Genomic DNA, 22,510 nt, shown 5'->3' with positions numbered 1-22,510 from the left:
CGAACCATGGCCCATTCCCCCGCCGTACTGGATGCCTATCTGAAATTCAGTGGCACCCTGACCACAGGAGCGCTTTCGGCTCAGCATCGGGAACAGATCTCGTTGACCGTAGGGGAAGCGAATCATTGTGGGTATTGTGTCTCGGCACATTCCGCCCTCGGAAAGCGTGCCGGTCTGTCAGCATCACAGATCCTGGAAAACCGGGCCGGTGGCGACTCTGACCCTGCAACGGCTGCCCTGTTGAAGTTCTCCCGGACTATCGTGGCAAAACGCGGACAGGTTTCCGACCAGGACCTGCAAGACATCCGCGACGCCGGGTTCAGTGAAGAGCAGATCGCCGAGATCGTCGCTAATGTGGCGCTCAACATCTTTACCAATTACTTCAATAACATCGCCCGGACGGAAATCGATTTCCCGACTGTCGAACCACTGCCGGAGGGGCTGGCAGCAGCGAATTCACAGTAATCTCACACAGGGGCAGTTCCATGTCGAACTGCCCCCTTTTTCATTCTTCAATTCAGAAATTTCGCGATGCACGCTTACCCCAGTGATATCGCCTTTACAGAATCCGTGAAAGCGGTGCAGACACAAAAAGGTTCACGCTCACAGTACGCCCGGATGGAACAGAGGTCTGGCTGGCAGACAAAAGTGACAGCAGAACTAAAGACATTTCTATCAGAACTCGACATGTTTTACCTGGGAACTGCCAGTCAGTCCGGGCAGCCTTACATACAATATCGCGGAGGCAGCCCCGGCTTTCTCAAAGTCCTCGATCAATCAACACTGGGTTTCGCCGATTTTGCCGGCAACCAGCAGTTCATTACTCTGGGTAACCTCGCTGAAAATCCCCAGGCATTTCTGTTTCTGATCGATTACGTCCAGCGTCGGCGTGTGAAGATCTGGGGAACCGCCCGGTCTGTCGAAGATGATCCGGAACTGCTCGCGCAACTGCACGACCCGGCTTATCCTGGACGGGTTGAGCGTGCCATCCTGTTTACTGTCACCGCCTGGGACATAAACTGCCCCCAGCATATTCACCCGCGTCTGCCGCAAGCGGACGTCCTGAAACTCGTTGAACAGTTGCAGACAGAAAACCAGCAACTCAAAGCAGAACAGGCCAGACTTCACATGAAAATGGAATCTGGCCTGTAAAATGGAGCCTCTGGAATCAGACGGGGTCAGTCAGATCAATAGTTGTTGTCAGAAGCGTTTCCAGAACCGGTATTGGATCCCACACCGCTCTGCGGTGTCCCTGTCTGGACGTCATAACCCTTCAACGCATTATCGATCGCAGAGTTGTTCGAGAAGGATGCGGTGTTACCTCCTGAGAAATTCACGATCGAGAAACCATTGCCCGAGTTGCTCCGGGCAGTGTTTCCGTCCAGGGTGCCTCCCTGAATCGGGGCAATAAAATCGTACCCGTTACCCTGGTTTCCTGTGGCGAGATTATTGCTGATCGTACCCCCACTGACGATATCGTCAAAATCAAAGCCAACGTCCTGATTTCCGGTAGCCGTGTTGCCTGTGATCACCCCGCCCGTAATATCTTCAAAGTCAAACCCGTCGTCGACGTTATTACTGGCCACGTTGTTCACAATCGTTCCGCCCGATACGGTATCACCGAATTTGATTCCGTTATCCTGGTTGCCGGTGGCAGTATTTCCACTAAACGTCCCGCCGCTGACCTCTCCAAAGAAGGCGATCCCGTTCACACCATTTCCGGTCGCGATATTATTACTGATTGTTCCCCCATCGAAGTCATCAAAATCAAATCCATCATCTCCATTTTCTGTCGCGGTATTATTCGAAAACGTTCCGCCATGAAAAATATCACGGAAATAGAATCCGTCATACCGGTTGTTGCTGGCGATGTTGCCGGTAATGGTTCCTCCATCGATGTCTTCATCAAAATAGAATCCAACATCATTTCGTGCGGAAATATTTCCAGAAAACGTTCCGCCTTCGATCTGACCATAGAAAGCGAAACCGGCGTAAGCATTGTCCAGCGCCTGGTTGCCACTGATGGTTCCGTCATTGACACCATAAAATTCAAATCCGAATTCGCCGTTGTTGCTGGCAATGTTATTTGAGAACACGCCACCGTCCATATCATATTCAAAGTAAAAGCCAGATGAGGCATTGTTCTGCGCGGTATTCCCGGTAATGGTACCTGCATTAAATCGCTCGATATAGAATCCTTCCTTGTCGTTATTTTCAGCGATGTTATTTGAGATCGTTCCACCGTTAATCCGCCTGAAATAATAACCGTAATCATTTCCGCTGGATGTATTACGTGAAATCGTTCCCCCCGTTAAGTTTTCAATTTCCAGACCATCGTTAAACGTGAGTTTTCCATTTCCTGTGAAGGTATTATCTGTGATGGAACCGTTAGTGTCCCCTTCCAGATGCACGCCATCTTCATCTGCACCGCTGATGGTATTTCTGTTAATCGTGAAACCACTCAGATTATTACCATAGATTCCATTTTGCCCGCCCGTGATATTCATACCCACGATACTGGAACGGTCCGCCATCGTGAAGACATCAATCGAAGTCAGCGAACCATTCACGATCGGTTGCGCGCCATAGCTGAAGCTGGCGACAGCACCGGAATTACAACCCACAACATTCACACTATTGCCACCAGCCAGCGCGAGTTGGCCATCATTAAAGACAAAACCGGTGCTGGTATTGATCGTTCCTTTGGAACCGTCAAACAGCACGACACTGTCTGATCCCGCGGCGTTGAAGACGGCTTCGGCATTGACTGTATCCGCATCGATCAACGTAAGATCCTTCAGTTCCTGTCCGGTCAGCTGCAGTTTCGCACATTCTTCCGGTCCCCGGGCCTGGTTCAACACGATATCGATATCACGCACGATCGGGTTCACCATCCGGCGCTGGAAGCGAGTCAATTTCTGACTGTCTCCATTGCCCGGCAGAGGAATTCGCACGGTCAACAGGCCGGTCCCCTGGGAGCCCCGTACTTCGTCATACTGATACTGTCCAGCCAGCACGACACGCGAACCATTCCCCAGCCAGGGGAGATCGAACATCCGGTACTCGACCCGGGCGCGTGGACCTGTCATCTCTTGAAAGCCAGGGGCCGAATTATCAAAGTAATATCCGCCTACGTAACCTCGCAGTTCTGCATCCAGATTCGATTCAGGGAATGTTTTCAAGAGCCGCCCGACTTCAAAATCGGTTCCCCAGTAAGCACGTTCTTCACCGGCCCGCATCACGATATTATTACCACTCAGATAGGCAGTATTCAGCGAGTCCACTCGTTGCTGTTTGAGCGAGGGAACATAGCCGTTCACGCGGAAATCCCACTCAATACTGAGCAGTTCAAAACCAAAGCTGCCCTGGCGAAAGATATTGCTGTACTGACTGCGGCGGACATCGTAGAAGCCATACATGCCGGCGATCCACTGGTCGTTTACCATCCGCCGGTAAGCCAGACCGAAATTTCCTTCTGCGGAGGAATCGTCAAAGATATTTCCTCGCAGATCCGCAAAGAACAGACTTTCTTCATCCTGTGCCAGGGGAATAAACAGCAGCCCCTGACCATTATCATTCACGCCGCCCGCCTGCCCGGTGAAATCAAAATAGGCGCGGTACAGATAATCTTCTTCCTGGATCCATTCCGGCTGATCATCGGGTGCCGGATCCTGGGCGAAGATATGTGAAGGGAAGAGCATCCCCAGCCCGGTCAGCAGTGACAGAAGCAGCGAACATCTAAATGAGCAGAGGGGCATTCGACTCTCAATATGAATTGTCCGAGATCATAAAGTCCGTTTTATTACGATAAAGATGGTGACTCCATCAGTTATCTCGGTTTTATGGAGAGAGTTGACGCGAACGAAAACTGTATTTCTGTACCTAAGCTCCCTCTGCTGCTCTTGCTACTGCCGGTCAGGTAAAATTTACCGGTTATATGGTTATTTGGGCCAGGATATTCAGCAGCCAGCCTGTCTGCTGAACCCGCTCCCAGTCACAGTCCCCGCGAGGCACACATGACTTTCTCTCAGGTTCCCATCACACAACTCGACGGCATCGGGAAGCGATCCGCACTGACGGTCACCGAACTGTTCGTCCCCAGAAAATCTCAACTCCAAGCCTCGTCTATTACAGATGCACCGATGGCTTTCGCTGCGTCAGTTTAGTGCAGGTTCTGCCTTGTAATTAATCAGATTGACTCATTGAGAGTCAATCCCTCCTGGGCAGCCCAGCGATTTAAGATCTCTTTGACAGTTTCACTTGGTTCGCAATTATTCTTACCACTCGCCTGAAATATCATCTTTTTCTGGGGATGGACTTCGATCGTCAGTTGACGCCGCCTGCGACGCCCCGTTTTCACTTTCATTGACCAGATCGTTGTACTACGGCCGATGCAATCACCGATATAATCAGAAACACAATGATTCATCCGCCGACTTTCGTTCTGTAACTGTCGGGGAGTCAGCAGTTCCTCAATGCTCCAGACAGCATCTTCCTGCTCACACTGAAAAGCTTTAATATTGCTGCGATCCCAGGGAAAATCCAGGCGGCTCACTCCCGGAGGCGGCATGATCCCCTGCTCAATCAGATCTGACTGCCAGTGAACCATATGCCGCCTGAGTGTCATCAGCGAACGCCCCCTAAGAGAAAACTGAGGTTGAACCGGAATTTCTCCGGCACCGGGACCCCAGACTTTCTCCGCCGGTTCATATCGCTGTTGGAAAATAAAATTAACAATCTCCACTACTTCGTCCGCAGAGATCGGCTGATACTTAATCAGGAAGCGGACGACTGCATCCCAGAAAGGCTCATCAAATTTAGGTAGAGACAGCACAGTTCGGGTGACCAGGGTTCGAGCCAGCTTTGCATCTCCGCCGAGTGCCCGCACTCGTGACCAGAAGATTGCAGCGTAGGGCCGCAGGTCATCAGGTGCCTGCATAAAATGAGCCGCCATTTTCTTCGACAGACGTTGACAGAATATATTCTGATATTTCCGCACACTCTGTCCACGTGCCAGATGCAGGTAGAGGTCCAGTTCCCAGCTTATTTCATGCTCATTCCACCAGACGGTTGACATAAAATCGGGAACGGAATATTTATCGTATAAATGATGCACCAGCGAGCGGAGCTGAACCAGAGAACTTCCCTTGGGAACTACCCAGTCCTCCGGGGAGCGAATCCAGGCAAAACCGCGACGCGCCATCCTGACACAGGCCTGAATAACAACCCCCGCATTGACAGGATTAAGAAATCCTGCTTGTTGACGGGGTGAGAGCAGCTTCGTCCGCGCACGGATTACATGAATCAGTCGCCAGTATTTTTTCTGATGCGCACGTCGCATTGATCCATGCTGTGCAATCAGCGCATCCACCCTGCAGTCAGCGTGGTGTTTTCTTTGTTGAGAAGTCATGATATCTATTCTGTTACCAGGAATTTTAAGCAGACTGGCGATGCGCAGGCATCACCCCGAAAGCAACATCATTCGCGCACGACGCACCAATAATGCCTCACTTCAAACCGAACAGCTTAAACCTTTGTTAAACAGCATGACTTTCAACATTTCGTTACAAACGTCTCACCATGAAGCGGACAGAACTAAAAAACCTGATTTGTGTCTGTATTAACACAACAGCAAAACAATACTGCTGGAACAAATCTGTCAACGTTGACACCTCAGTGAAACCGAGGTTCGTTCTTTTAGAGGAAATCAGTCGTGCAGCCCCTGGATCAGATCCTGTTGATTCTCGACATTGATGAGACACTGCTTTATGCAGCAGATCGTCCACTTGAGCGAAAGCCAGACTGTCGAATCGGGCCGTATGCGGTTTATCTGCGGCCATTTCTGACTGATTTTTTAAACCAGGTTTCTCAGCACTACCGTATTGCAGTCTGGTCTTCTTCCAGCCCAGACTATGTTGAATCAGTTGTGAATTCCATTTTCCCGAAATGGATTATTCCAGAATTCATCTGGAGCCGTGAACGTTGTATCACAAGATTCGATCCCGAGTGGCACGAACAGTACTACATTAAAGATCTGAAGAAAGTCAGGCGACAGGGATATAATCTGGAACGCGTACTCATTGTGGATGATACACCCCAAAAAAGTTGAACGAAACTACGGCAACGCAATCTACGTCACCCCCTGGCTCGGTGACCAGAATGATAATGAGTTGCAGCTGCTGACAAAATATCTGTTACAGCTCCGCGATAAAGCGAATCTCCGCTGCATTGAAAAACGGAACTGGAAAATTCATTTTTAAAACAGAATATTCGAGAACCTCGCTGAACTCGCCGTGTCTCCCTTCTCAAACCACTCTGTTCTCTGACCCAGCGGAGGTGTGATATGTACGATTCCGAATTCGACGAACGGCCCTTTTTTTGAAACGATGAGCAAACGCCGCACAGGCTTCCCGTCTGAAACACAAGTCAAACGGGGCACCCGCATTGTGCATGGCGTTAAGCTGCTCGAAGAAAAACTGGGCCGCAACGATTTATGCCTCTGCGGCTCCGGCAGGCGCTTCAAAAAGTGCTGCCTCACGCGGGGCTGCTTTTGACGGCGTGAACCGCAATCACTTTTTTCAGAGAATAACGGACGGGCGCGGGAATGATCCCGCGCCGGTTTTCCGTCACTGAGTTTTTTGTCACTGAGTTCTCACCTCAGCCGTTTTCTGTCAGAATCGACACAGAGAATCTGCGCATGCTGAAACGGCTGAATCTGATACATCCCCTTCACTTTTGTTAAAGAGAGTCCGGACCGATGGGCAGTTCCCATGATCAATTTGTCAAATATCCGCGAACACCTCATCTGTTCGGCTCTACGGGGACGGCAGACGATAAACGGCTCAGCGAACAGGCTTCGTTACAGTTCATTGCCGATCCATCTCTCATCGTGGAGGAAAAAATAGACGGCACCAACGTCGGACTTCATTTCTCTCCCACCGGAGAACTCGTTCTGCAGTGTCGGGGGCACCTGATTAACGAAGGCATGCACCCACAGTACGATCTGTTCAAGCAATGGGCCATGGTCAAACGACCGGTCCTGGAACAGATGCTGGAAGACCGGTTCATCCTGTTTGGCGAATGGGTCTATGCACGGCACTCGATTCATTATCGCAGCCTGCCGCACTACTTCTTTGAATTTGACATTTACGATAAAGTAAAACAGGTTTTTCTCAGCCTCGCCTGCCGGCTGGAACTGCTTGCAGGGACCGGCATCGAAACGGTGCCCGTGATTCATACCGGCCCCCTGGCACGCAAAGACCTGGAGACGCTGATTGGCCAGTCTGCCTTTGACAGCGCCTTTGATAATCCTTATACCAGCAACACGGACAACCTGATGGAAGGCGTTTATCTCCGCACCGAAGCGGGTGGAGTCGTCACCGGCAGGTCCAAGTTTGTCCGTCCCGAATTTGTAGAAAAAATCAAACAGAGCAGCCACTGGCAACACCAGGCAATGGTCCCCAACCTGCTCTCGAAACAGGCAGATATCTGGTCATAATAGAAATGAGTTTAAAAAAGAATGTCAGAATTTGGACTGATCGCGTATGGACGATCCGGTAACTGGGAATTGATGGTCGATAAATTACTCGAAGAACCGGAAACATTGGGGTTACAGATCGAATCGTCTTTGATCGCACTACAATTAGAAATTTCGAACCTTAATCTTCTGAAAGACTGGCAAAACTATTGGAATAACATTGAATCTGAAGGTCGAGTGGAAAATCGTTCTTTCCAAATTGGGCGATTAGAAAAGCTCCCCGTCATAATCAACTATGACACGGAATATAGTGATCGACTCTTTATTGTAGTAAATGAAACAGCTAACGGAAGACTCGGTGTGACTGTAGCCGGAGAAGACTATCACCAGCTACGGAATGCACTTTTAGAAGCGATCAGTGATTTGGAAGCAAGCTAAATGAACTGGAAAAAGCTGTCTCAGGTATCTCTGAATGACATTCTGACCTGGGCCGCCACGCAGCCCTGGTGCCAGGCAATGTCCGACTGCGCGCAGGATGCCCAGTGGCACGCCGAAGGGGATGTCTGGACGCACACCCAACTCGTCTGCCGCCAGTTACCGGAACTGAATGAGTGGTCTGCCTTATGCAGCCGGGAACAGTCCATCCTGATCTTCACCGCGCTGCTGCACGACGCAGCCAAACCGCTGACTACGCAGCTCGATCCCGAAACCGGCCGCCTGCGTTCGCCCAAACATGCCGTGAAAGGAGAGTATCTGGCGCGAAATGTTCTGCGCGGACTGGGCTGTGATCTGGAAACCCGCGAGACCATCTGCCGCCTGGTCCGCTATCATGGTCGTCCCGCCTTTCTGCTGGAAAAACCGAATCCGGAACAGGAAGTGATTTCCCTCTCTTGGCTGGTCAACCATCGTCTGCTCTACCTGTTTGCCCTGGCCGACACGCGCGGCAGGACGACCAACAGCATGTCTCGTCCGGAAGAAAATCTGCGGTTCTGGAAAATGATTGCCGAGGAACAGCACTGCTTCGATCAGCCCTACCCGTTCGCCAACGATCAGGCGCGATTCCTGTTTTATCACACGCCGGAACCGAACGTGCACTATGTGCCTCATGAAGACTTCAGTTGCACGGTCACTATGCTGTCCGGCCTGCCGGGCTCGGGAAAAGATACCTGGCTCGCACGGCACCGTACGGATTTGCCCACCGTCTCGCTGGATGACATGCGCGACGACCTGGACGTCGAACCGACGGACAACCAGGGAGCCGTCGTCCAACTCGCCCGGGAACGCTGCCGCGAACTGTTGCGCGAAAAATCTGATTTCGCTTTCAACGCCACCAATCTGACACGGCAGATACGCCAACGCTGGCTTCGGCTCTTTACCGACTACGGAGCCCGCATCGAATTGATCTACCTGGAACCGCCGCTGGAAACGATATTGAAACAGAATCGCCAGTGTCCCCAGCCGGTCCCGGAAAATGTCATCCGCCGTCTGGTAGAAAAAGTCGAACCTCCCACACTGACAGAGGCTCATACACTAGACTATCTGTATTGACCCTTTCGTCTTCCGATCTTAAGGACCTCCTAATGTTGAAAGAGTACAATTATGTTGGTCCTCCTGAAATCCGGGCGCAGTTGAATTCAGTACGCATCAGTCGACCTGTTAACACGCATCAGGCATTACTTCACCAGGTCGAGCAACTCACAGTTGAGTTTGAAAATGGACCATATCTAACGGTGACGTTCATTATCGACACAGAGGGTCACCTGCATATCTGCGATCGCCATCAGGAACATGTCGCTTGCGCTTTGGGACGCCCGGTACTCAGTGCAGGCGAAATCACCTTCGCTTTAAAGCACGCAGATTACTACATTGAAAGAATTACGAATCAGTCCACAGGATATTGTCCGGAACCTGCTTCCTGGCAGGCCGTTGATTCAGCCCTCAGACGACTCGAAATACATTACCCTGACTTTTTTGAACCGGCATATGACTTTCGTCGTTGCCCTCGTTGTGCACAACTCAATCTGATCAAAGACAACTATTATATTTGCGCAGTCTGTGAAACAGATCTGCCAGCGTTCTGGAATTGTGACCAGAAAGGATAGACTCGAGTGTTATTATCTATCACAACGACGCACAAACCCGCCAGCGATCTGAGCTACCTGCTACACAAACACCCGGACCGTTTTCAGAGCTTCAATCTGAGTTTCGGCAACGCCCATGTGTTTTACCCTACAGTTTCCGAGGAACAGTGCACCGCCTGCCTGCTGCTGGACGTCGATCCGGTGGGGATGGTCCGCGGCAAAGGACGTCAGCAGTCGTTCCTGCTTGACCAGTACGTCAACGATCGCCCCTATGTCGCTTCCTCTTTCATGAGTGTCGCCCTCTCCCAGGTCCTGGGATCCGCGCTCAACGGACGCTGCAAGGATCGTCCGGAACTGGTCAGCACGCCGCTGCCGCTCACGGTACAGATCGCCGTCCTGCCCGTACGCGGCGGGGAAGAACTGATTCGCGAAATCTTCGAACCACTGGGTTACGAAGTCGTCATCCAGTCTTATCCGCTGGATGAACTGTTCCCGGACTGGGGCGAAAGTCCCTGTTACACAGTCACCCTGACAGGTACGAAAACACTTGCGGAACTGCTCAACCACCTCTACGTACTGATTCCGGTCTTCGACAACCGCAAACATTACTTCGTCGGCGAAAACGAACTGGAAAAACTGCTGGAGAAAGGAGCCGGCTGGCTGGCCGACCATCCCCTGAAAGATCAGATCAGCCGCCGTTATCTGAAATTTAAACCGAGCCTGTACCTCACGGCCCTGGCCCGTCTGGTAGGAGAAACCGAGCCTGACGACTCAGAACTCGAAAACGAAAGTGAAGAGACAGCCGAAGACCTCACCGACAAAGCGGTTCCCCTGAACCAGCAGCGACTGGGCAGCGTAATGGCCTCCCTGCGGGCCTCCGGTGCGCAGAGCGTGCTTGACCTGGGTTGCGGCGAAGGAAAGCTGCTCCGCGAACTACTGGCCGATCGACAGTTCGAACAGATTGTCGGTCTGGATATCTCAGTGCGTTCACTGGAAATCGCATCCAAACGGCTCAAACTGAAACGACTGCCGGAACGTCAGGCGCAACGGATCAAACTGCTGCACGGCTCGCTGACCTACCGCGATCGTCGTCTCGAAGGTTTCGACGCCGCCGCCCTGGTCGAAGTGATTGAACACCTCGATCCGCCCCGACTGGCGGCGCTGGAACGGATGCTGTTTGAATTCGCCCACCCGAAAACCATTGTGCTCACCACTCCGAATAAGGAATATAACGTGATGTGGGAAACCCTGCCCGCTGGAAATGTACGGCATGCCGATCACCGGTTCGAGTGGACGCGGGCTGAATTTCAGACGTGGGCCGCCGGCATCGCAGACAAGTTCGGTTACTCCGTCCGCTTCCTGCCCGTCGGCCCGGAAGACAAAGCCGTAGGTGCCCCGACTCAAATGGGAGTGTTTGAAATGAAGAAGCACACCGATACCTGATTGCAGTGCTTTCATTTTCATTCGTTCACATTCTCATCCATTCAGGAACTCGCAAACGAGTTTTTCAGCTTATCTCCAGAATCAGGCAAGTATCAATTTATGGAAATCTCAATCCCGAAACTCTCACTCGTTGTGCTCGTCGGTCCCAGTGGGGCGGGCAAAAGTACGTTTGCGCGAAAACACTTTCTGCCGACTGAAGTCATCTCTTCCGATTTCTGCCGAGGGATCATCAGCGATGACGAAAACGATCAGAGTGTCACAAAAGCAGCCTTCGATCTGCTGGGCTACATCGTCTCCCAACGCCTGAAATCCGGGCGACTGACGGTTGTGGACGCCACCAACGTCCAGCAGGAGGCCCGGGCACAGTGGGTCGAACTGGCGCGGAAATACCACTTTCTGCCGGTCGCCATCGTACTCAACCTGTCCGAAAAGATCTGTCATGCGCGGAACCAGGAACGGCCCGACCGCTCATTTGGATCACACGTGGTCCGCAACCAGCGATCGCAATTAAAACGCAACCTGAAACGCCTCCGTCGCGAGGGCTTCCGCCATGTGTTTGAAATGAACTCGCTCGAACAGATCGACGCGACCCGCCTGGAACGAGTCCCCCTCTGGAATGACCGTCGCGAGGAACAGGGTCCTTTCGACATCATCGGCGATATTCATGGCTGCTGTGACGAACTGGAGGTGCTGCTCGAAGCACTGGGTTATGCGCCAACCTCCGTTCTGGAAGCAGATCCCCTGTGGGGCGATGCCTGTTATGCGCATCCCACAGGTCGCAAGGTCATTTTTCTGGGCGATCTGGTCGACCGGGGTCCGCGTTCACTGGATACGGTCTGCATCGTGCGCAATATGATCCAGCAGGGGACGGCACTCTGCGTTCCGGGCAACCATGACATGAAACTGCTCCGCAAGCTCAAAGGGAAAGATGTCAAACTGACGCACGGCCTCGCAGAGACGGTCGCTGAAATCGAAGCGCTGCCAACAGAGACGCGGGAACCGTTCTGCCAGGCGCTGGCCGGGTTCCTCGACAGCCTGATCAGTCATTACGTGCTGGACCAGGGAAAACTCGTCGTGGCCCATGCTGGTATGACAGAGGACCTGCAGGGACGCGGCTCGGGGAAAGTCCGTTCGTTCGCTCTTTACGGCGAGACGACAGGCGAAACCGACGAATTCGGCTTTCCTGTACGCTACAACTGGGCCGCCGAATACCGGGGCGCTGCGCACGTGGTCTACGGTCATACTCCTGTTCCCGATCCGGAATGGCTCAACCGGACCGTGAACATCGACACGGGCTGCGTCTTTGGTGGTCGCCTGACGGCACTCCGCTATCCGGAAAAAGAGTTCGTTTCAGTACCAGCGAAAGAAGTCTACTGCGAATACGCAAAACCTATGTACCGGGATGCAACAGATACAGAGCAAACCGCTCAGCAGCAGCACGACGACCTGCTCGATCTGCAGGATGTCACTGGCAAGCGGATTGTTTCGACGCGACTGCAGACGAACATCACCATCCGTGAAGAAAACGCGACCGCGGCCCTGGAAGTCATGAGCCGTTTCGCTGCCAATCCGAAATGGCTGATCTACCTGCCTCCGACGATGTCCCCGCCAGAAACTACAACAGAACCGGGGCTATTGGAACATCCGGCCGAAGCATTTGCGTATTTTCGCACCCAGGGAATCCCTCAGGTCATCTGCGAAGAAAAGCACATGGGCTCGCGTGCGGTGGTAGTGGTCTGTCGCGATCAGGAAACAGCCCGGCAGCGATTTGGAGTACAGGAAGCGGAATGTGGTATCGTTTACACACGGACGGGCCGGCGTTTCTTCAATCAGCCCGAACTGGAAGCCGCCTTCCTGGAACGGGTCCGCCAGGCATTGAGTGCCGCCGATTTCTGGAATGAGTTCCAGACGGACTGGGCCTGCTTCGACTGCGAGTTGATGCCCTGGTCTGCCAAAGCACAGGCGCTGCTGCAGTCGCAGTACGCAGCAGTGGGTGCCGCGGGAAAAGCGGCGTTGCCCCCGGTCGTCGCTGCGCTGGACCAGGCAACAGCACGGCTCACTGCTGACGAAGCATCGCATGCCGAAGAAATCACAACCCACTTCCGTAACCGGCAGACTGCGATCGAGGATTTCGTGCGCGCCTATCGCCACTATTGCTGGCCCGTGGAAAATCTGGATGATCTGAAGCTGGCTCCGTTTCACCTGCTGGCCACCGAAGGCAGAGTCCATATCAACCAGAATCACCACTGGCACATGCAGACCATCGCACGCATCTGTAAGCAGGATGAGAAACTGCTGCTGGCGACGTCGTCATTGAAAGTCGATCTGACCGACAATGACAGCGTGCAGGCTGGTATCGACTGGTGGTCGGGGTTGACAGGCACTGGGGGAGAAGGGATGGTAGTCAAACCCCTGGAATGGATTCAGCGAGGCACACAAGGACTGGTGCAACCTGCGATCAAGTGCCGGGGGAAAGAGTATCTGCGGATCATCTATGGTCCGGATTACGACGCGGATGAAAATCTGACTCGCCTGCGTAAACGGGGGCTGAACCGCAAACGGTCGCTGGCGCAGCGTGAATTCGCCCTGGGCATTGAAGCCCTGGAACGATTTGTGAACCGGGAACCGCTGCGGCGGGTCCATGAATGTGTGTTCGGGGTACTGGCGTTGGAAAGTGAGCCCGTTGATCCCCGACTGTAATTGATCGCCCGACAGGGAAACAGGAAGTGACACCATGAACAAGCGAGTTCACTATCAGCCGAACCTGATCTATTCTGATGGCACACAGGTGGTGACAGTCCGGGATATCATCGGGCCGAACGGTCGCACGCAGCATCCGCGGGGATCGGTCGGTGTGGTGGTGCGTGCGCCGCGTGACCTGGATCACTCGTATCGCGTTAAATTTCCTGATGGAGCCGAAGTCGCTCTCAAAGCGGACGAACTGACACTGCTCGCCCAATTCAAAGAGGGGGAGATCGGCAACAGCGAAATCAACGCGAATCGCAGTGACCTGTTCTCCCGCGTGATCTTCAAGTGCATCATTGGCTCCCGGGCCTTTGGTCTGGAGGATGAGCAGTCCGACACCGATTATCGCGGCGTCTACCTGCCGCCCGCGGAACTGCAGTGGTCGCTGTACGGCATTCCCGAACAACTCGACTGTCACGAAACGCAGGAAACCTATTGGGAACTGCAGAAGTTTCTGGTACTGGCTTTGAAAGCGAACCCGAACGTACTGGAGTGCCTCTATACTCCCCTGGTTGAACAGGTCACACCCCTCGGCCAGGAACTGCTGGATCTGCGGGATATCTTTCTGACGCGCATCGTCTATCAGACCTACAACGGTTATGTGATGTCGCAGTTCAAAAAGATGCAGACCGACATCAGGAACCAGGGGAAAGTCAAATGGAAACATGTGATGCACCTGATCCGGCTGTTGATCTCGGGAATCACGCTTCTGCGCGAAGGCTATGTCGTCGTCGACGTGGGACCCCACCGGGAACAGCTGCTGGCCATCAAGCGGGGTGAAGTCGCCTGGGAAGAGACCGAAAAATGGCGGAAGAGTCTACACAAGGAATTTGAGCAGGCGCTGGAACAGACCAGCCTGCCGGCCCGGCCCGACTATGAAACTGCGAATCACTATCTCATCAAAGCGCGTCGACTGGCGACGCAGGAAGAACTGCCATGAATGGAAAACAAACTGTCACACTCTTTCGACCTGTCGGGCAACAGGAACTCGATTTAATACAGGCGTCCGGCTGGAGAGAGTTTCCACCTCGGCTATACTGGCAACCGATTTTTTATCCTGTGCTCACGGAAGAGTATGCGATCATGATCGCGCGTGACTGGAACACAAAAGATCCCAATTCTGGATATGTCGGCTATGTGCTGCAGTTCGATGTCGAGTTTGAGTACCTGAGCCGATATGAGCCCCAGGAAGCAGGTGGTCGCGATTTAAAAGAATACTGGATTCCATCAGAAGATCTGCAAGAATTCAATCGATATATCACAGGAACGATTGACGTCATTCATGAATTTCATCCTGTTCCTTTAAAGGAATCATCATGAACTTTGATCTTCGACTTGAACAACAGCTCAAGGAACATCCTTATCCTCTGCTGTTTGCCACTATCAGTGGATCGCATCTCTACGGCTTTCCTTCTCCTGATTCCGATTACGATCTCCGCGGCGTGCATCTGCTGCCGCTGGAGACAATCATCGGTATGAAAGAGGGGCAGGTGACGGTCGAACGTTCGCGCGTTGATAACGGTCTGGAAATCGACCTGGTCACACACGATGTCGGTAAGTTCTTTCAACTCATGCTCAAAAAGAATGGCTACGTGCTGGAACAGTTGCTCTCGCCGCTGGTTCTGCACACCACTCCCGAGTATGAAGAGCTGAAAGCGCTGGCCCCCGGCTGTGTAACGAAGTATCACGCATATCATTATCTGGGTTTCGCGGCCACACAGTGGAAACTGTTCCAGAAGGAAGATCCGCCCCGGGTCAAACCCCTGCTCTACGTGTATCGTGTCCTGCTCACCGGTCTGCATCTGATGCGCTCCGGTCAACTGGAACCCAATCTGATCCACTTAAACGAAGAGGCGCAGTTGTCTTACATCCCCGAACTGATCGAACGCAAGCTGGAAGGGACGGAACGCTCTACGCTGGACGCCGCCGACATGCAGTTCCATAGACGCGAGTACCAGCGGCTCGTGGACGAACTGGAACAGGCGATGGAAACCACCAGCCTGCCAGAAAATCCAGGTTCGAGTGAAGCGTTGAATGATCTCCTGGTCCGGGTCCGACTGGCTCATCAGAAAGGAACATGATTGAACTATTCAGACGTTTCACCTCCGCCCGTCCCCACACCTGCCGAGCAGCGCGATGCGCTGGCAAAAGGTCTTGGACGGGCCCGGCTCTGGGCAGAACAGGGAATCCTTACTGAGACACCACTTAAGGAAGCGTGTCTGCAGGACCTGCGTTATGACCGCATGTGCGAAGAACCGCGAGGCGGCTGGCTGTGGGAAATCATCAACGCCGCCGGCTTTCGTAACGCGATCCGCGTCCCGCTGCTGCACGCACTACATAATCTGTCTGATCCGGAAAACGCCAGACAGTTATGCAAGCTGGCACAACACTATGCTGCCAGCGGCGATGCCACGTTTCGAGATCTGCTGTATCAGATCGTCACTCAAAAACCACTCGCAGCAACAGACTATGATTTTCTGGGGGAATCAGAACTGCTGGCACTGGAGGGAGAACGCGGCTTTCTATGTGCCGCAAAATCCAGAGGAGCACAACTAGAACAAATCGACTGGGATTGGCCCGAGGAGTCACTTCTCAGAGAAGCAGGCGAACTTATCGGGGAAACACGAATCCGGGAATTACTGAGTTCCACGTCTGACCCGGATCTCAACAGATTCTTTGAGAGTTGGCAACAGCAGATACGAGAGAGGGCTGAGCGAAAACAGCAGAAACAGCGTCACCATAAAAAGCAACAGCGCCAGCAAACCGAAGAGACTTCCGTCGAAACGGTTCTCGAGGCCGCTCTGGGAGAGACAAACTGTCACTGGATTCGCAGGTGGGGAATACAGGCTAACCCGGCAGAGTTAAACGTGGTCATCGAGGCGCTCAAGTCCAGCGAGGAGCCAGCCATTCTCCTCAACCTGCTCAAAGTCTTTTCCAACCGGGCACTCCCCGAATTCGACTCCCGCCTGATTGAACTCTGCCAACATCCCGATCCTGAATTGCAGCGGAGAGCTTGGGTTGCACTCGCTAATAATTCACATCCCGAAATCCGCGAGTTTGCTAACCGGCAGTTGAACGAGAACCACCCTGTTTATCTCTTCAGTCTGTTTATCAGAAATTACCAGCCTGGTGACGATAATAGACTGCTGGCGGCACTCACACTGCCCCACGATGTCTGGGAAATCCACAGTGTGCTCGGTGATCTGGTCGAAGTGCTAAGGGAAAATCCGATGGCAGACCGCTCCCGGCTGGCGATGGTCATCTACCGGTTCACTCCCTGTGAAATCTGTCGCTATAAAGCGGTGCGCCTGCTGTATGAGCAGTCTGCGATTCCTGCCTGGATGGCAGAAGAATGCCGCTTTGATTCCTATGCAGACACATGCACCTTGACATTTGCATAACCTAAAAACATTAAACTTACTTTTTGTTAAGTTACGATAAATTGTGGATTTTTTGCGACAGACGTCTGTTGAAGTTTTGCAGCCTGAGTAAGATGAGAAGAAACAGGACAGATTTCCAGCACTGGCGCTCATCTGCTACTATGTAACAGGAACAAATTCATGCGATCTGCAACTCTTTTGTTGATCTCGCTTTTCTTATATTGTGCTACCGTACTTTCAACTGGACTCGTTGCACAGAAACCGAAACAGACAAAAGGCGAGTACTACGGCCTGAAATTTGACGGTAAATCCAGTTACGTCACCTTTCCCCATATCAAACTCGAAGACTATGGGGAATTCACGATTGAAGCCTGGGTCAAAGACTGGTCAGGACGGATCTGCTGCCAGGGAAAAGAGGGGGACCCGGAAAACAGCATCTGGATTTCCCTTCGTGCCACTCAGCATTCCGCAGGTTGGGAAAGCGATAACGGCACAAATTACTCCATTCCCGTCGATCCCAATTCGATTGAAGGCTGGGATCATTTTGCGATGGTCTACTCTGAATTACAACAGTCGTTTTATCTGAACGGCAAACTGATCCACCAGGCTTCTGCTCCCGCTCCCGGTCCCTTTGATAAAAGTCGGCTGTTCTTTCTGGGGGCGCAGGAAAAATGGAAAGAGACACAAACCAAACCAGCGGGTCTGTTCGCGAAAGGCATCATGCGGATGTTTCGCATCTCAAAAGTTGCCCGCTATGACAAAGAATTCGAACCAGCAGACCGTTTCAAATCAGACGCAGAAACGGTCGTACTGTTCGACTTTGCCAAACCAGAGAAAGATCTGCTTTTTGATGCCTCTCCCAACAAAAATAAGGGGACCATCTACAATGCAAAGTGGGTTGACCTTAAGCAGGATTAGACTGTGAACTGTTACAGTCTTTCAACGTCACCATTTCCGGTCCGCAGCAACCGGACTGTGCATACAGTTCATCTTTTGCATCCGCTTCGAGGACCACGAAGACTTCCCACTTGTGACCATCCGGGTCGACAGCCCAGACCTTGTCCTGCACCGCGTAACAACAGGTGGTTGCTTCTTCGGTGATGGTCTGAATTCTGGCAGCTTTAAAGCGTTCGATGGCAGCGTGAACCTCCTCCACCGATTTGACCTGGATTCCGAAGTGAGCCGAGCCCCCTTCAACCTGAACGGCCTCGTCTGTTTCATTGAGAGTGAGATTGACGGAAGGATCCTGCGGTTCATATTTGGCATACCGCGGACGTTCCTTACTCGGTGAAACTCCCAACAGAACTTCGTAAAACTGTTTTGACTGTTCCAGATTTGAAACGGTCAACGCAATATGCACGCGAAACTGGCCGGGAAATTCGGCTGCTGATTTTTGATTCATTGTGTGACTCCTTTTCTATTAAGAATTCAGTTATTCAGATAGTTTTGAATTTTGGTTTTGATTTCATCCCGTACGCGGCGGAACATTTTCATTTTCTCTTCATCGGTTCCCGTTGCATCCGCGGGATCATCGAAGGGCCAGTGCAATGTCTGGGTAGCACCGGTAAAGACGGGACACGATTCCTTCGCGTTATCACAGACGGTGACCACCAGGTCGAATTGCTGATCGGTAAACTGGTCGAGATGCTTACTGGTGTTCTCGGACAGATCAATGTCCAGTTCACGCATGGCTTCAATCGCCAGCGGATGCACATAACCGGAAGGTTTAGAGCCCGCAGATTCCGCCTGCCATTCACCCGCGCCCAGTGTTTCCCAGAGTTCTTCCGCCATCTGGGAACGACAGGAGTTACCGGTACATAATACTAAAACATGTTTCATTTCTGATAGTCCTTTAACTATTTCATTTATTTTTTATTGACTGGCTACAGCAGATTCCAAAGCAATTTTCGCCATACTGAGTTTATAGCAACTCTCGAAATCAGCACACTTCTGGCACTCTTCCCACTGATCATAATTTATTTCAACCGAGCGATCAGAGTGAACAGGTAGAACGCTCCCTTGGGGAGTCTTCATCCACACTGTCAACACTTTACCCTCGTTCGGTACATTATCTTTCAAATGCAGGCTGTCGGGAAACATGTTTCCACAACAGTCTTTATGCGTTTCATTTTTCATGATTTTTACTCTCTCGCAGTAACAGTCGCTGTTGCTTCCAAAGCATCGGACACACCCTGATGTGGAAACCAGTTTTGTGTTCTGACACAAAATTTCACCAGCATTAACATTAAGGGAACTTCGATTAAGACTCCCACTACCGTAGCCAGTGCTGCTCCTGACGAGAGTCCATACAACATGGTTGCTGTCGCGATGGCGACTTCAAAATGGTTCGAAGCACCAATCATCGCGGTGGGGGCGGCACTCTCGTAAGTCAGTCCCATCACTTTTGAAAGGAGATACCCCAGTGCAAAAATGACAACGGTCTGGATAAACAGGGGGATGGCAATCCAGACAATCGTCATGGGATTGCTTAGAATCGTCTCTCCCTTGAAAGAGAATAGCAGAATCAATGTCACCAGCAATGCGGCAATCGTGACCGGTGTTAACACGTGAAGAAACTTCTCTCGAAACCATGTTTCTCCTTTTGTAGCAATCAGCCATTTACGGGAAAAGAAGCCTGCCACCAGTGGCAGGGCCACATAAACACCAATCGACAGCAATAAAGCCTGCCAGGGAACCGGCAATTTTCCCACGCCGAGTAAAAAACCTCCCAACAGCCCGTACAGCACCAGCATCGTTAAGGAATTGATGGCTACCATTACCAGTGTGTGACCATCGTTTCCTTTGGCCAGAAATCCCCAGACCAGTACCATCGCGGTGCAGGGAGCAATGCCCAGTAGAATACAACCTGCCAGATAACTTCTCCAGAGCGGTACTTCCAGCATTTTCACGCCATCGACGAGGACTACTTTGCCGGAACCATATTCGGCTCCGACTGCAAGGTCGGCACCAAAAGGCATTTTGACATAGTCCACTGCTTCCGGTCCGATAAAAGTCAGAAACAAAGTTCCCAGAAAAAAACTGGCAATCGCATACATCGTGAAGGGTTTGATAGCCCAGTTGATAAACAAAGTCAGGCCTACAGGGCGAACTGCTTTCCCTGCTTTCAAAACTTCAGCAAAATCAATTTTCACCATGATGGGATACATCATGAAAAACAGGCAGACCGCGATTGGTATCGAGATCACAGGCGCATCATTCACATAGATTGCCATCCCATCAAGTGTCTGAGCAACCCCCGGAGCGACTTTACCTAATACGATCCCCACAATGATACACAGCCCCACCCATAACGTCAGGTATCGTTCAAACAGGCTCATGCTTTTGGTCTCAAGCGGTGGGCATTCACTGGGACTACTCATCGTTGTGTTTACTCCTTGATCTCAAATTGATGTTCGTTTTCTGAAATAATTCTCTTTTTATTGATCCAGTCCAGTATCCGTGTTTCGATCTGATCTCTCACAGTCCGAAATTTCATGAGTTGCTCCAGTTCGTCACCTGTCGTATCGACAGGGTCTTCAATTTTCCAGGATTCTGACTGAAGTGAAAATGGCCACAGATGGGGACAGGAATCCTCTGCTCTCTCACACACAAATATCACCCATTTAGGACTTGCTTTTCCTAGATATTGAGTGAGGGATTTTGACTGGTGTCCTGAAATATCAATTCCAATTTCCTCCATTACCTGAATCGTCAGAGGATGGACTCCTTGAGGATTCAATCCAGCACTATGAACATCAAAAACATCTCCTGCATGTTTCCTCAGAAACCCTTCTGCCATCTGGCTTCGCGCAGAATTTCCAGTACAGAGAAACAAAACCATCGGTTTACCCATTGGTATTCCTTATTGAATTAAAGCGTCCTGTTCGACTTCGGTATGAGACAGAGACAAAACCAGTCATCCACTTGCCTTTTCGCAACCTTACCAGAGTGACACACGATATATGACATGGATCATTTCATCTGTTTCATCCGCAATCAGCTTGATATCATGTATTTCCGAGTGAAAAGTTTTTCGTAACTTGATCTGATATTTTGTTTCTGAAAGGATGCGGAATGTGCCACCGATCTGATTGAGCAACCATGCCCGATATTCTTTCCAGGTCTGATCTGTTTGGATGGTCCATTCTGCTGTACTATGCCATTCTGAATGAGTTAATTCTGGTATTGTTGCGTTTACATCAGGTGCCCGTAGTATTTCGTAAGTCTGGTTCAGTGACTTATGGATACTGTTCTGAGAAACTCCTGTTGGCATCAGAAAAATCAACATGCACAAAATCACGCCCGAAAATATCAAAAGGCTGAGTCGACGCATTGATCAGGGTTTCCTTCCCCATCGGCATGCCCCTTATATTCCATATTGGCAATATCGCCATATTTGAATTAAAAAAATTATTTCACTGACAGTCTACGACCTTCGAGGTCAGATAAGAGCACGGTTTCCATACAGGAGAAGAACCCATCCAGGCAGCCACATGTCACACGGTAATAGCTGAGGGTTCCCTCTTTACGAGAACCAACCAGGCCAACGTCCTTGAGAATTGATAGATGCTTGGAAACTGTCGACTGATCCGCGCCGACTTTCTCTGAGATGTCGTTGACGCACATCTCCTGCTTCTGCAGCAGATCCAGCATCAGCAGTCGACTGGGATGCGCCATCGCTTTCGCAATTTTGGCACGTGCTTCGTATTGTTCGCGGGTCTTTTCTTTCATGGCTATATTGCCATATTACACATTTCATCCCGAAGTGTCAATGGCTCAGAAGCGGATAACCTTCTTAGGAATCCAGCATTTCCAGAAACTGTTTCAACACCGGAACATGGCTCTGATCCGGTTCTTTCACAGCGGTTAACAGGGTGATTCGGCGTTGATCCGCTTTCTGCAGCAACTGTTCCGCCTGCTCCGTCTGTGATTTCAATTCACTCTGATACTTTTTGATAAACTCAGAATACTGATCCAGATGAGCGTGGAACCACTTTCGCAAATCGTTCGAGGGAGTCAGTTCTTTAGGCCAGAGATCGACGTGAGCATCTTCTTTTTTTACGCCGCGCGGCCAGAGTCGATCTACGAGAACACGCTCGCCATCACAGTCAGCTGGCTCTTCATAAATGCGTTTGATCTGAATTATTGCAGGCATGGGACACACCTCTCTATTCAGAATGCGACTATTTATCCGGAACTTCCAGGCGGCAGCAGCCGAAATCCAGATGCTGTTTTCCGGCTTTGCTGACAGCGGAAACGTCCGGATGCAGATTGTAGACTACGAAGCGACCTTCCTTGCGTTTCGTCACCAGTCTCGCATGATACAAAATCCCCAGATGATGCGAGATATTGACCACTTCTTCTTTCAGCTGTTCGGCGATATC

General features: G+C 51.4%; 25 protein-coding genes and 1 pseudogene. 15 read left to right on the top strand and 11 right to left on the bottom strand.

Annotated elements, in window-relative coordinates:
* Both AACZ40_RS18270 and AACZ40_RS18265 read left to right on the top strand, forming a co-directional pair.
* Positions 1-465, top strand: a 465-nt coding sequence (locus AACZ40_RS18270) for a carboxymuconolactone decarboxylase family protein (RefSeq protein WP_339675326.1), incomplete at its 5' end; no start/stop codon positions are given.
* Between the two features lie 66 nt (positions 466-531).
* Positions 532-1,152: a pyridoxamine 5'-phosphate oxidase family protein gene (locus AACZ40_RS18265; RefSeq protein WP_291179530.1), complete on the top strand. Its 621-nt coding sequence runs from the start codon at positions 532-534 to the stop codon at positions 1,150-1,152.
* 35 nt (positions 1,153-1,187) lie between these two features.
* Here AACZ40_RS18265 and AACZ40_RS18260 read toward each other — a convergent pair whose 3' ends face one another.
* Positions 1,188-3,758 (bottom strand): right-handed parallel beta-helix repeat-containing protein, encoded by a 2,571-nt coding sequence (locus tag AACZ40_RS18260; RefSeq protein ID WP_291179532.1) that lies wholly within the window; start codon positions 3,756-3,758, stop codon positions 1,188-1,190.
* A gap of 431 nt (positions 3,759-4,189) precedes the next feature.
* On the bottom strand, positions 4,190-5,410 hold the full coding sequence (locus tag AACZ40_RS18255) for a PcfJ domain-containing protein (RefSeq protein ID WP_291179535.1): 1,221 nt from the start codon (positions 5,408-5,410) through the stop codon (positions 4,190-4,192).
* Positions 5,411-5,713: 303 nt separating this feature from the next.
* Here AACZ40_RS18255 and AACZ40_RS18250 point away from each other — a divergent pair, with 303 nt between their 5' ends.
* From AACZ40_RS18250 to AACZ40_RS18190, 13 genes are all read left to right on the top strand, one after another.
* Entirely contained in the window at positions 5,714-6,109 is a 396-nt protein-coding gene (locus AACZ40_RS18250) for an HAD family hydrolase (RefSeq protein ID WP_291179538.1), read from the top strand.
* Between the two features lie 277 nt (positions 6,110-6,386).
* On the top strand, positions 6,387-6,554 hold the full coding sequence (locus tag AACZ40_RS18245; protein WP_291179540.1) for an SEC-C metal-binding domain-containing protein: 168 nt from the start codon (positions 6,387-6,389) through the stop codon (positions 6,552-6,554).
* A 203-nt stretch (positions 6,555-6,757) separates the two neighbouring features.
* Positions 6,758-7,498 (top strand): RNA ligase family protein, encoded by a 741-nt coding sequence (locus AACZ40_RS18240; protein ID WP_291179543.1) that lies wholly within the window; start codon positions 6,758-6,760, stop codon positions 7,496-7,498.
* Positions 7,499-7,519: 21 nt separating this feature from the next.
* Positions 7,520-7,915 (top strand): hypothetical protein, encoded by a 396-nt coding sequence (locus AACZ40_RS18235; protein ID WP_291179546.1) that lies wholly within the window; start codon positions 7,520-7,522, stop codon positions 7,913-7,915.
* The gene (locus tag AACZ40_RS18230; protein WP_291179549.1) at positions 7,916-9,025 is read left to right on the top strand and encodes an AAA family ATPase; all 1,110 of its coding nucleotides are present in this window, start codon (positions 7,916-7,918) and stop codon (positions 9,023-9,025) included.
* Between the two features lie 32 nt (positions 9,026-9,057).
* Positions 9,058-9,579 (top strand): hypothetical protein, encoded by a 522-nt coding sequence (locus tag AACZ40_RS18225; protein ID WP_291179552.1) that lies wholly within the window; start codon positions 9,058-9,060, stop codon positions 9,577-9,579.
* Positions 9,580-9,585: 6 nt separating this feature from the next.
* Positions 9,586-11,001 (top strand): 3' terminal RNA ribose 2'-O-methyltransferase Hen1, encoded by a 1,416-nt coding sequence (locus tag AACZ40_RS18220; protein ID WP_291179555.1) that lies wholly within the window; start codon positions 9,586-9,588, stop codon positions 10,999-11,001.
* A gap of 99 nt (positions 11,002-11,100) precedes the next feature.
* On the top strand, positions 11,101-13,701 hold the full coding sequence (locus tag AACZ40_RS18215) for a polynucleotide kinase-phosphatase (protein WP_291179558.1): 2,601 nt from the start codon (positions 11,101-11,103) through the stop codon (positions 13,699-13,701).
* A 34-nt stretch (positions 13,702-13,735) separates the two neighbouring features.
* Positions 13,736-14,686, top strand: coding sequence for a nucleotidyltransferase domain-containing protein (locus tag AACZ40_RS18210; protein ID WP_291179561.1), 951 nt, complete (start codon positions 13,736-13,738; stop codon positions 14,684-14,686).
* Entirely contained in the window at positions 14,683-15,066 is a 384-nt protein-coding gene (locus AACZ40_RS18205) for a hypothetical protein (protein ID WP_291179564.1), read from the top strand. Before AACZ40_RS18210 ends, AACZ40_RS18205 begins: the two co-directional genes overlap by 4 nt.
* On the top strand, positions 15,063-15,827 hold the full coding sequence (locus AACZ40_RS18200) for a nucleotidyltransferase domain-containing protein (RefSeq protein ID WP_291179567.1): 765 nt from the start codon (positions 15,063-15,065) through the stop codon (positions 15,825-15,827). The genes AACZ40_RS18205 and AACZ40_RS18200 overlap by 4 nt, the downstream gene beginning before the upstream one ends.
* Positions 15,828-17,147 carry a hypothetical protein gene (locus tag AACZ40_RS18195; protein WP_291179570.1) on the top strand — a complete coding sequence of 440 codons (1,320 nt, stop codon included), beginning with the start codon at positions 15,828-15,830 and terminating at the stop codon, positions 17,145-17,147.
* Positions 17,148-17,306: 159 nt separating this feature from the next.
* Positions 17,307-18,044: a LamG domain-containing protein gene (locus AACZ40_RS18190; RefSeq protein ID WP_291179573.1), complete on the top strand. Its 738-nt coding sequence runs from the start codon at positions 17,307-17,309 to the stop codon at positions 18,042-18,044.
* Here AACZ40_RS18190 and AACZ40_RS18185 read toward each other — a convergent pair.
* From AACZ40_RS18185 to AACZ40_RS18145, 9 genes and pseudogenes are all read right to left on the bottom strand, one after another.
* On the bottom strand, positions 18,031-18,528 hold the full coding sequence (locus AACZ40_RS18185) for an ArsI/CadI family heavy metal resistance metalloenzyme (protein WP_291179576.1): 498 nt from the start codon (positions 18,526-18,528) through the stop codon (positions 18,031-18,033). The genes AACZ40_RS18190 and AACZ40_RS18185 overlap by 14 nt on opposite strands.
* Before the next feature lie 26 nt (positions 18,529-18,554).
* On the bottom strand, positions 18,555-18,965 hold the full coding sequence (locus tag AACZ40_RS18180) for an arsenate reductase ArsC (RefSeq protein WP_291179579.1): 411 nt from the start codon (positions 18,963-18,965) through the stop codon (positions 18,555-18,557).
* A gap of 33 nt (positions 18,966-18,998) precedes the next feature.
* The gene (locus tag AACZ40_RS18175; protein WP_291179581.1) at positions 18,999-19,262 is read right to left on the bottom strand and encodes a hypothetical protein; all 264 of its coding nucleotides are present in this window, start codon (positions 19,260-19,262) and stop codon (positions 18,999-19,001) included.
* 5 nt (positions 19,263-19,267) lie between these two features.
* Entirely contained in the window at positions 19,268-20,506 is a 1,239-nt protein-coding gene (gene arsB / locus AACZ40_RS18170; RefSeq protein WP_291179584.1) for an ACR3 family arsenite efflux transporter, read from the bottom strand.
* Positions 20,507-20,514: 8 nt separating this feature from the next.
* Positions 20,515-20,979: an arsenate reductase ArsC gene (locus AACZ40_RS18165; RefSeq protein WP_339675311.1), complete on the bottom strand. Its 465-nt coding sequence runs from the start codon at positions 20,977-20,979 to the stop codon at positions 20,515-20,517.
* A gap of 87 nt (positions 20,980-21,066) precedes the next feature.
* Positions 21,067-21,414 carry a hypothetical protein gene (locus AACZ40_RS18160; RefSeq protein WP_291179587.1) on the bottom strand — a complete coding sequence of 116 codons (348 nt, stop codon included), beginning with the start codon at positions 21,412-21,414 and terminating at the stop codon, positions 21,067-21,069.
* Positions 21,415-21,536: 122 nt separating this feature from the next.
* A complete protein-coding gene (locus AACZ40_RS18155) occupies positions 21,537-21,857 on the bottom strand; it encodes a metalloregulator ArsR/SmtB family transcription factor (RefSeq protein WP_291179590.1) in 321 nt (106 codons plus the stop codon).
* Positions 21,858-21,921: 64 nt separating this feature from the next.
* Positions 21,922-22,281: a DUF488 family protein gene (locus AACZ40_RS18150; RefSeq protein WP_291179593.1), complete on the bottom strand. Its 360-nt coding sequence runs from the start codon at positions 22,279-22,281 to the stop codon at positions 21,922-21,924.
* A 28-nt stretch (positions 22,282-22,309) separates the two neighbouring features.
* Positions 22,310-22,510, bottom strand: a pseudogene (locus tag AACZ40_RS18145) (ArsR family transcriptional regulator); the annotation flags it as partial.

The organism is uncultured Gimesia sp., assembly GCF_963972345.1.
Taxonomy (GTDB): domain Bacteria; phylum Planctomycetota; class Planctomycetia; order Planctomycetales; family Planctomycetaceae; genus Gimesia.
This window is presented reverse-complemented; position numbering and strand designations above follow the sequence as displayed.

Bases quoted from the DNA above. Each gene is read 5' to 3' on its own strand.
- AACZ40_RS18265 (WP_291179530.1), top strand. From the start codon at position 532: ATGCACGCTTACCCCAGTGATATCGCCTTTACAGAATCCGTGAAAGCG.
- AACZ40_RS18260 (WP_291179532.1), bottom strand. From the start codon at position 3,758: ATGCCCCTCTGCTCATTTAGATGTTCGCTGCTTCTGTCACTGCTGACC.
- AACZ40_RS18255 (WP_291179535.1), bottom strand. From the start codon at position 5,410: ATGACTTCTCAACAAAGAAAACACCACGCTGACTGCAGGGTGGATGCG.
- AACZ40_RS18245 (WP_291179540.1), top strand. From the start codon at position 6,387: ATGAGCAAACGCCGCACAGGCTTCCCGTCTGAAACACAAGTCAAACGG.
- AACZ40_RS18240 (WP_291179543.1), top strand. From the start codon at position 6,758: ATGGGCAGTTCCCATGATCAATTTGTCAAATATCCGCGAACACCTCAT.
- AACZ40_RS18235 (WP_291179546.1), top strand. From the start codon at position 7,520: ATGTCAGAATTTGGACTGATCGCGTATGGACGATCCGGTAACTGGGAA.
- AACZ40_RS18230 (WP_291179549.1), top strand. From the start codon at position 7,916: ATGAACTGGAAAAAGCTGTCTCAGGTATCTCTGAATGACATTCTGACC.
- AACZ40_RS18225 (WP_291179552.1), top strand. From the start codon at position 9,058: ATGTTGAAAGAGTACAATTATGTTGGTCCTCCTGAAATCCGGGCGCAG.
- AACZ40_RS18215 (WP_291179558.1), top strand. From the start codon at position 11,101: ATGGAAATCTCAATCCCGAAACTCTCACTCGTTGTGCTCGTCGGTCCC.
- AACZ40_RS18210 (WP_291179561.1), top strand. From the start codon at position 13,736: ATGAACAAGCGAGTTCACTATCAGCCGAACCTGATCTATTCTGATGGC.
- AACZ40_RS18205 (WP_291179564.1), top strand. From the start codon at position 14,683: ATGAATGGAAAACAAACTGTCACACTCTTTCGACCTGTCGGGCAACAG.
- AACZ40_RS18200 (WP_291179567.1), top strand. From the start codon at position 15,063: ATGAACTTTGATCTTCGACTTGAACAACAGCTCAAGGAACATCCTTAT.
- AACZ40_RS18190 (WP_291179573.1), top strand. From the start codon at position 17,307: ATGCGATCTGCAACTCTTTTGTTGATCTCGCTTTTCTTATATTGTGCT.
- AACZ40_RS18185 (WP_291179576.1), bottom strand. From the start codon at position 18,528: ATGAATCAAAAATCAGCAGCCGAATTTCCCGGCCAGTTTCGCGTGCAT.
- AACZ40_RS18180 (WP_291179579.1), bottom strand. From the start codon at position 18,965: ATGAAACATGTTTTAGTATTATGTACCGGTAACTCCTGTCGTTCCCAG.
- AACZ40_RS18175 (WP_291179581.1), bottom strand. From the start codon at position 19,262: ATGAAAAATGAAACGCATAAAGACTGTTGTGGAAACATGTTTCCCGAC.
- arsB (WP_291179584.1), bottom strand. From the start codon at position 20,506: ATGAGTAGTCCCAGTGAATGCCCACCGCTTGAGACCAAAAGCATGAGC.
- AACZ40_RS18165 (WP_339675311.1), bottom strand. From the start codon at position 20,979: ATGGGTAAACCGATGGTTTTGTTTCTCTGTACTGGAAATTCTGCGCGA.
- AACZ40_RS18160 (WP_291179587.1), bottom strand. From the start codon at position 21,414: ATGTTGATTTTTCTGATGCCAACAGGAGTTTCTCAGAACAGTATCCAT.
- AACZ40_RS18155 (WP_291179590.1), bottom strand. From the start codon at position 21,857: ATGAAAGAAAAGACCCGCGAACAATACGAAGCACGTGCCAAAATTGCG.
- AACZ40_RS18150 (WP_291179593.1), bottom strand. From the start codon at position 22,281: ATGCCTGCAATAATTCAGATCAAACGCATTTATGAAGAGCCAGCTGAC.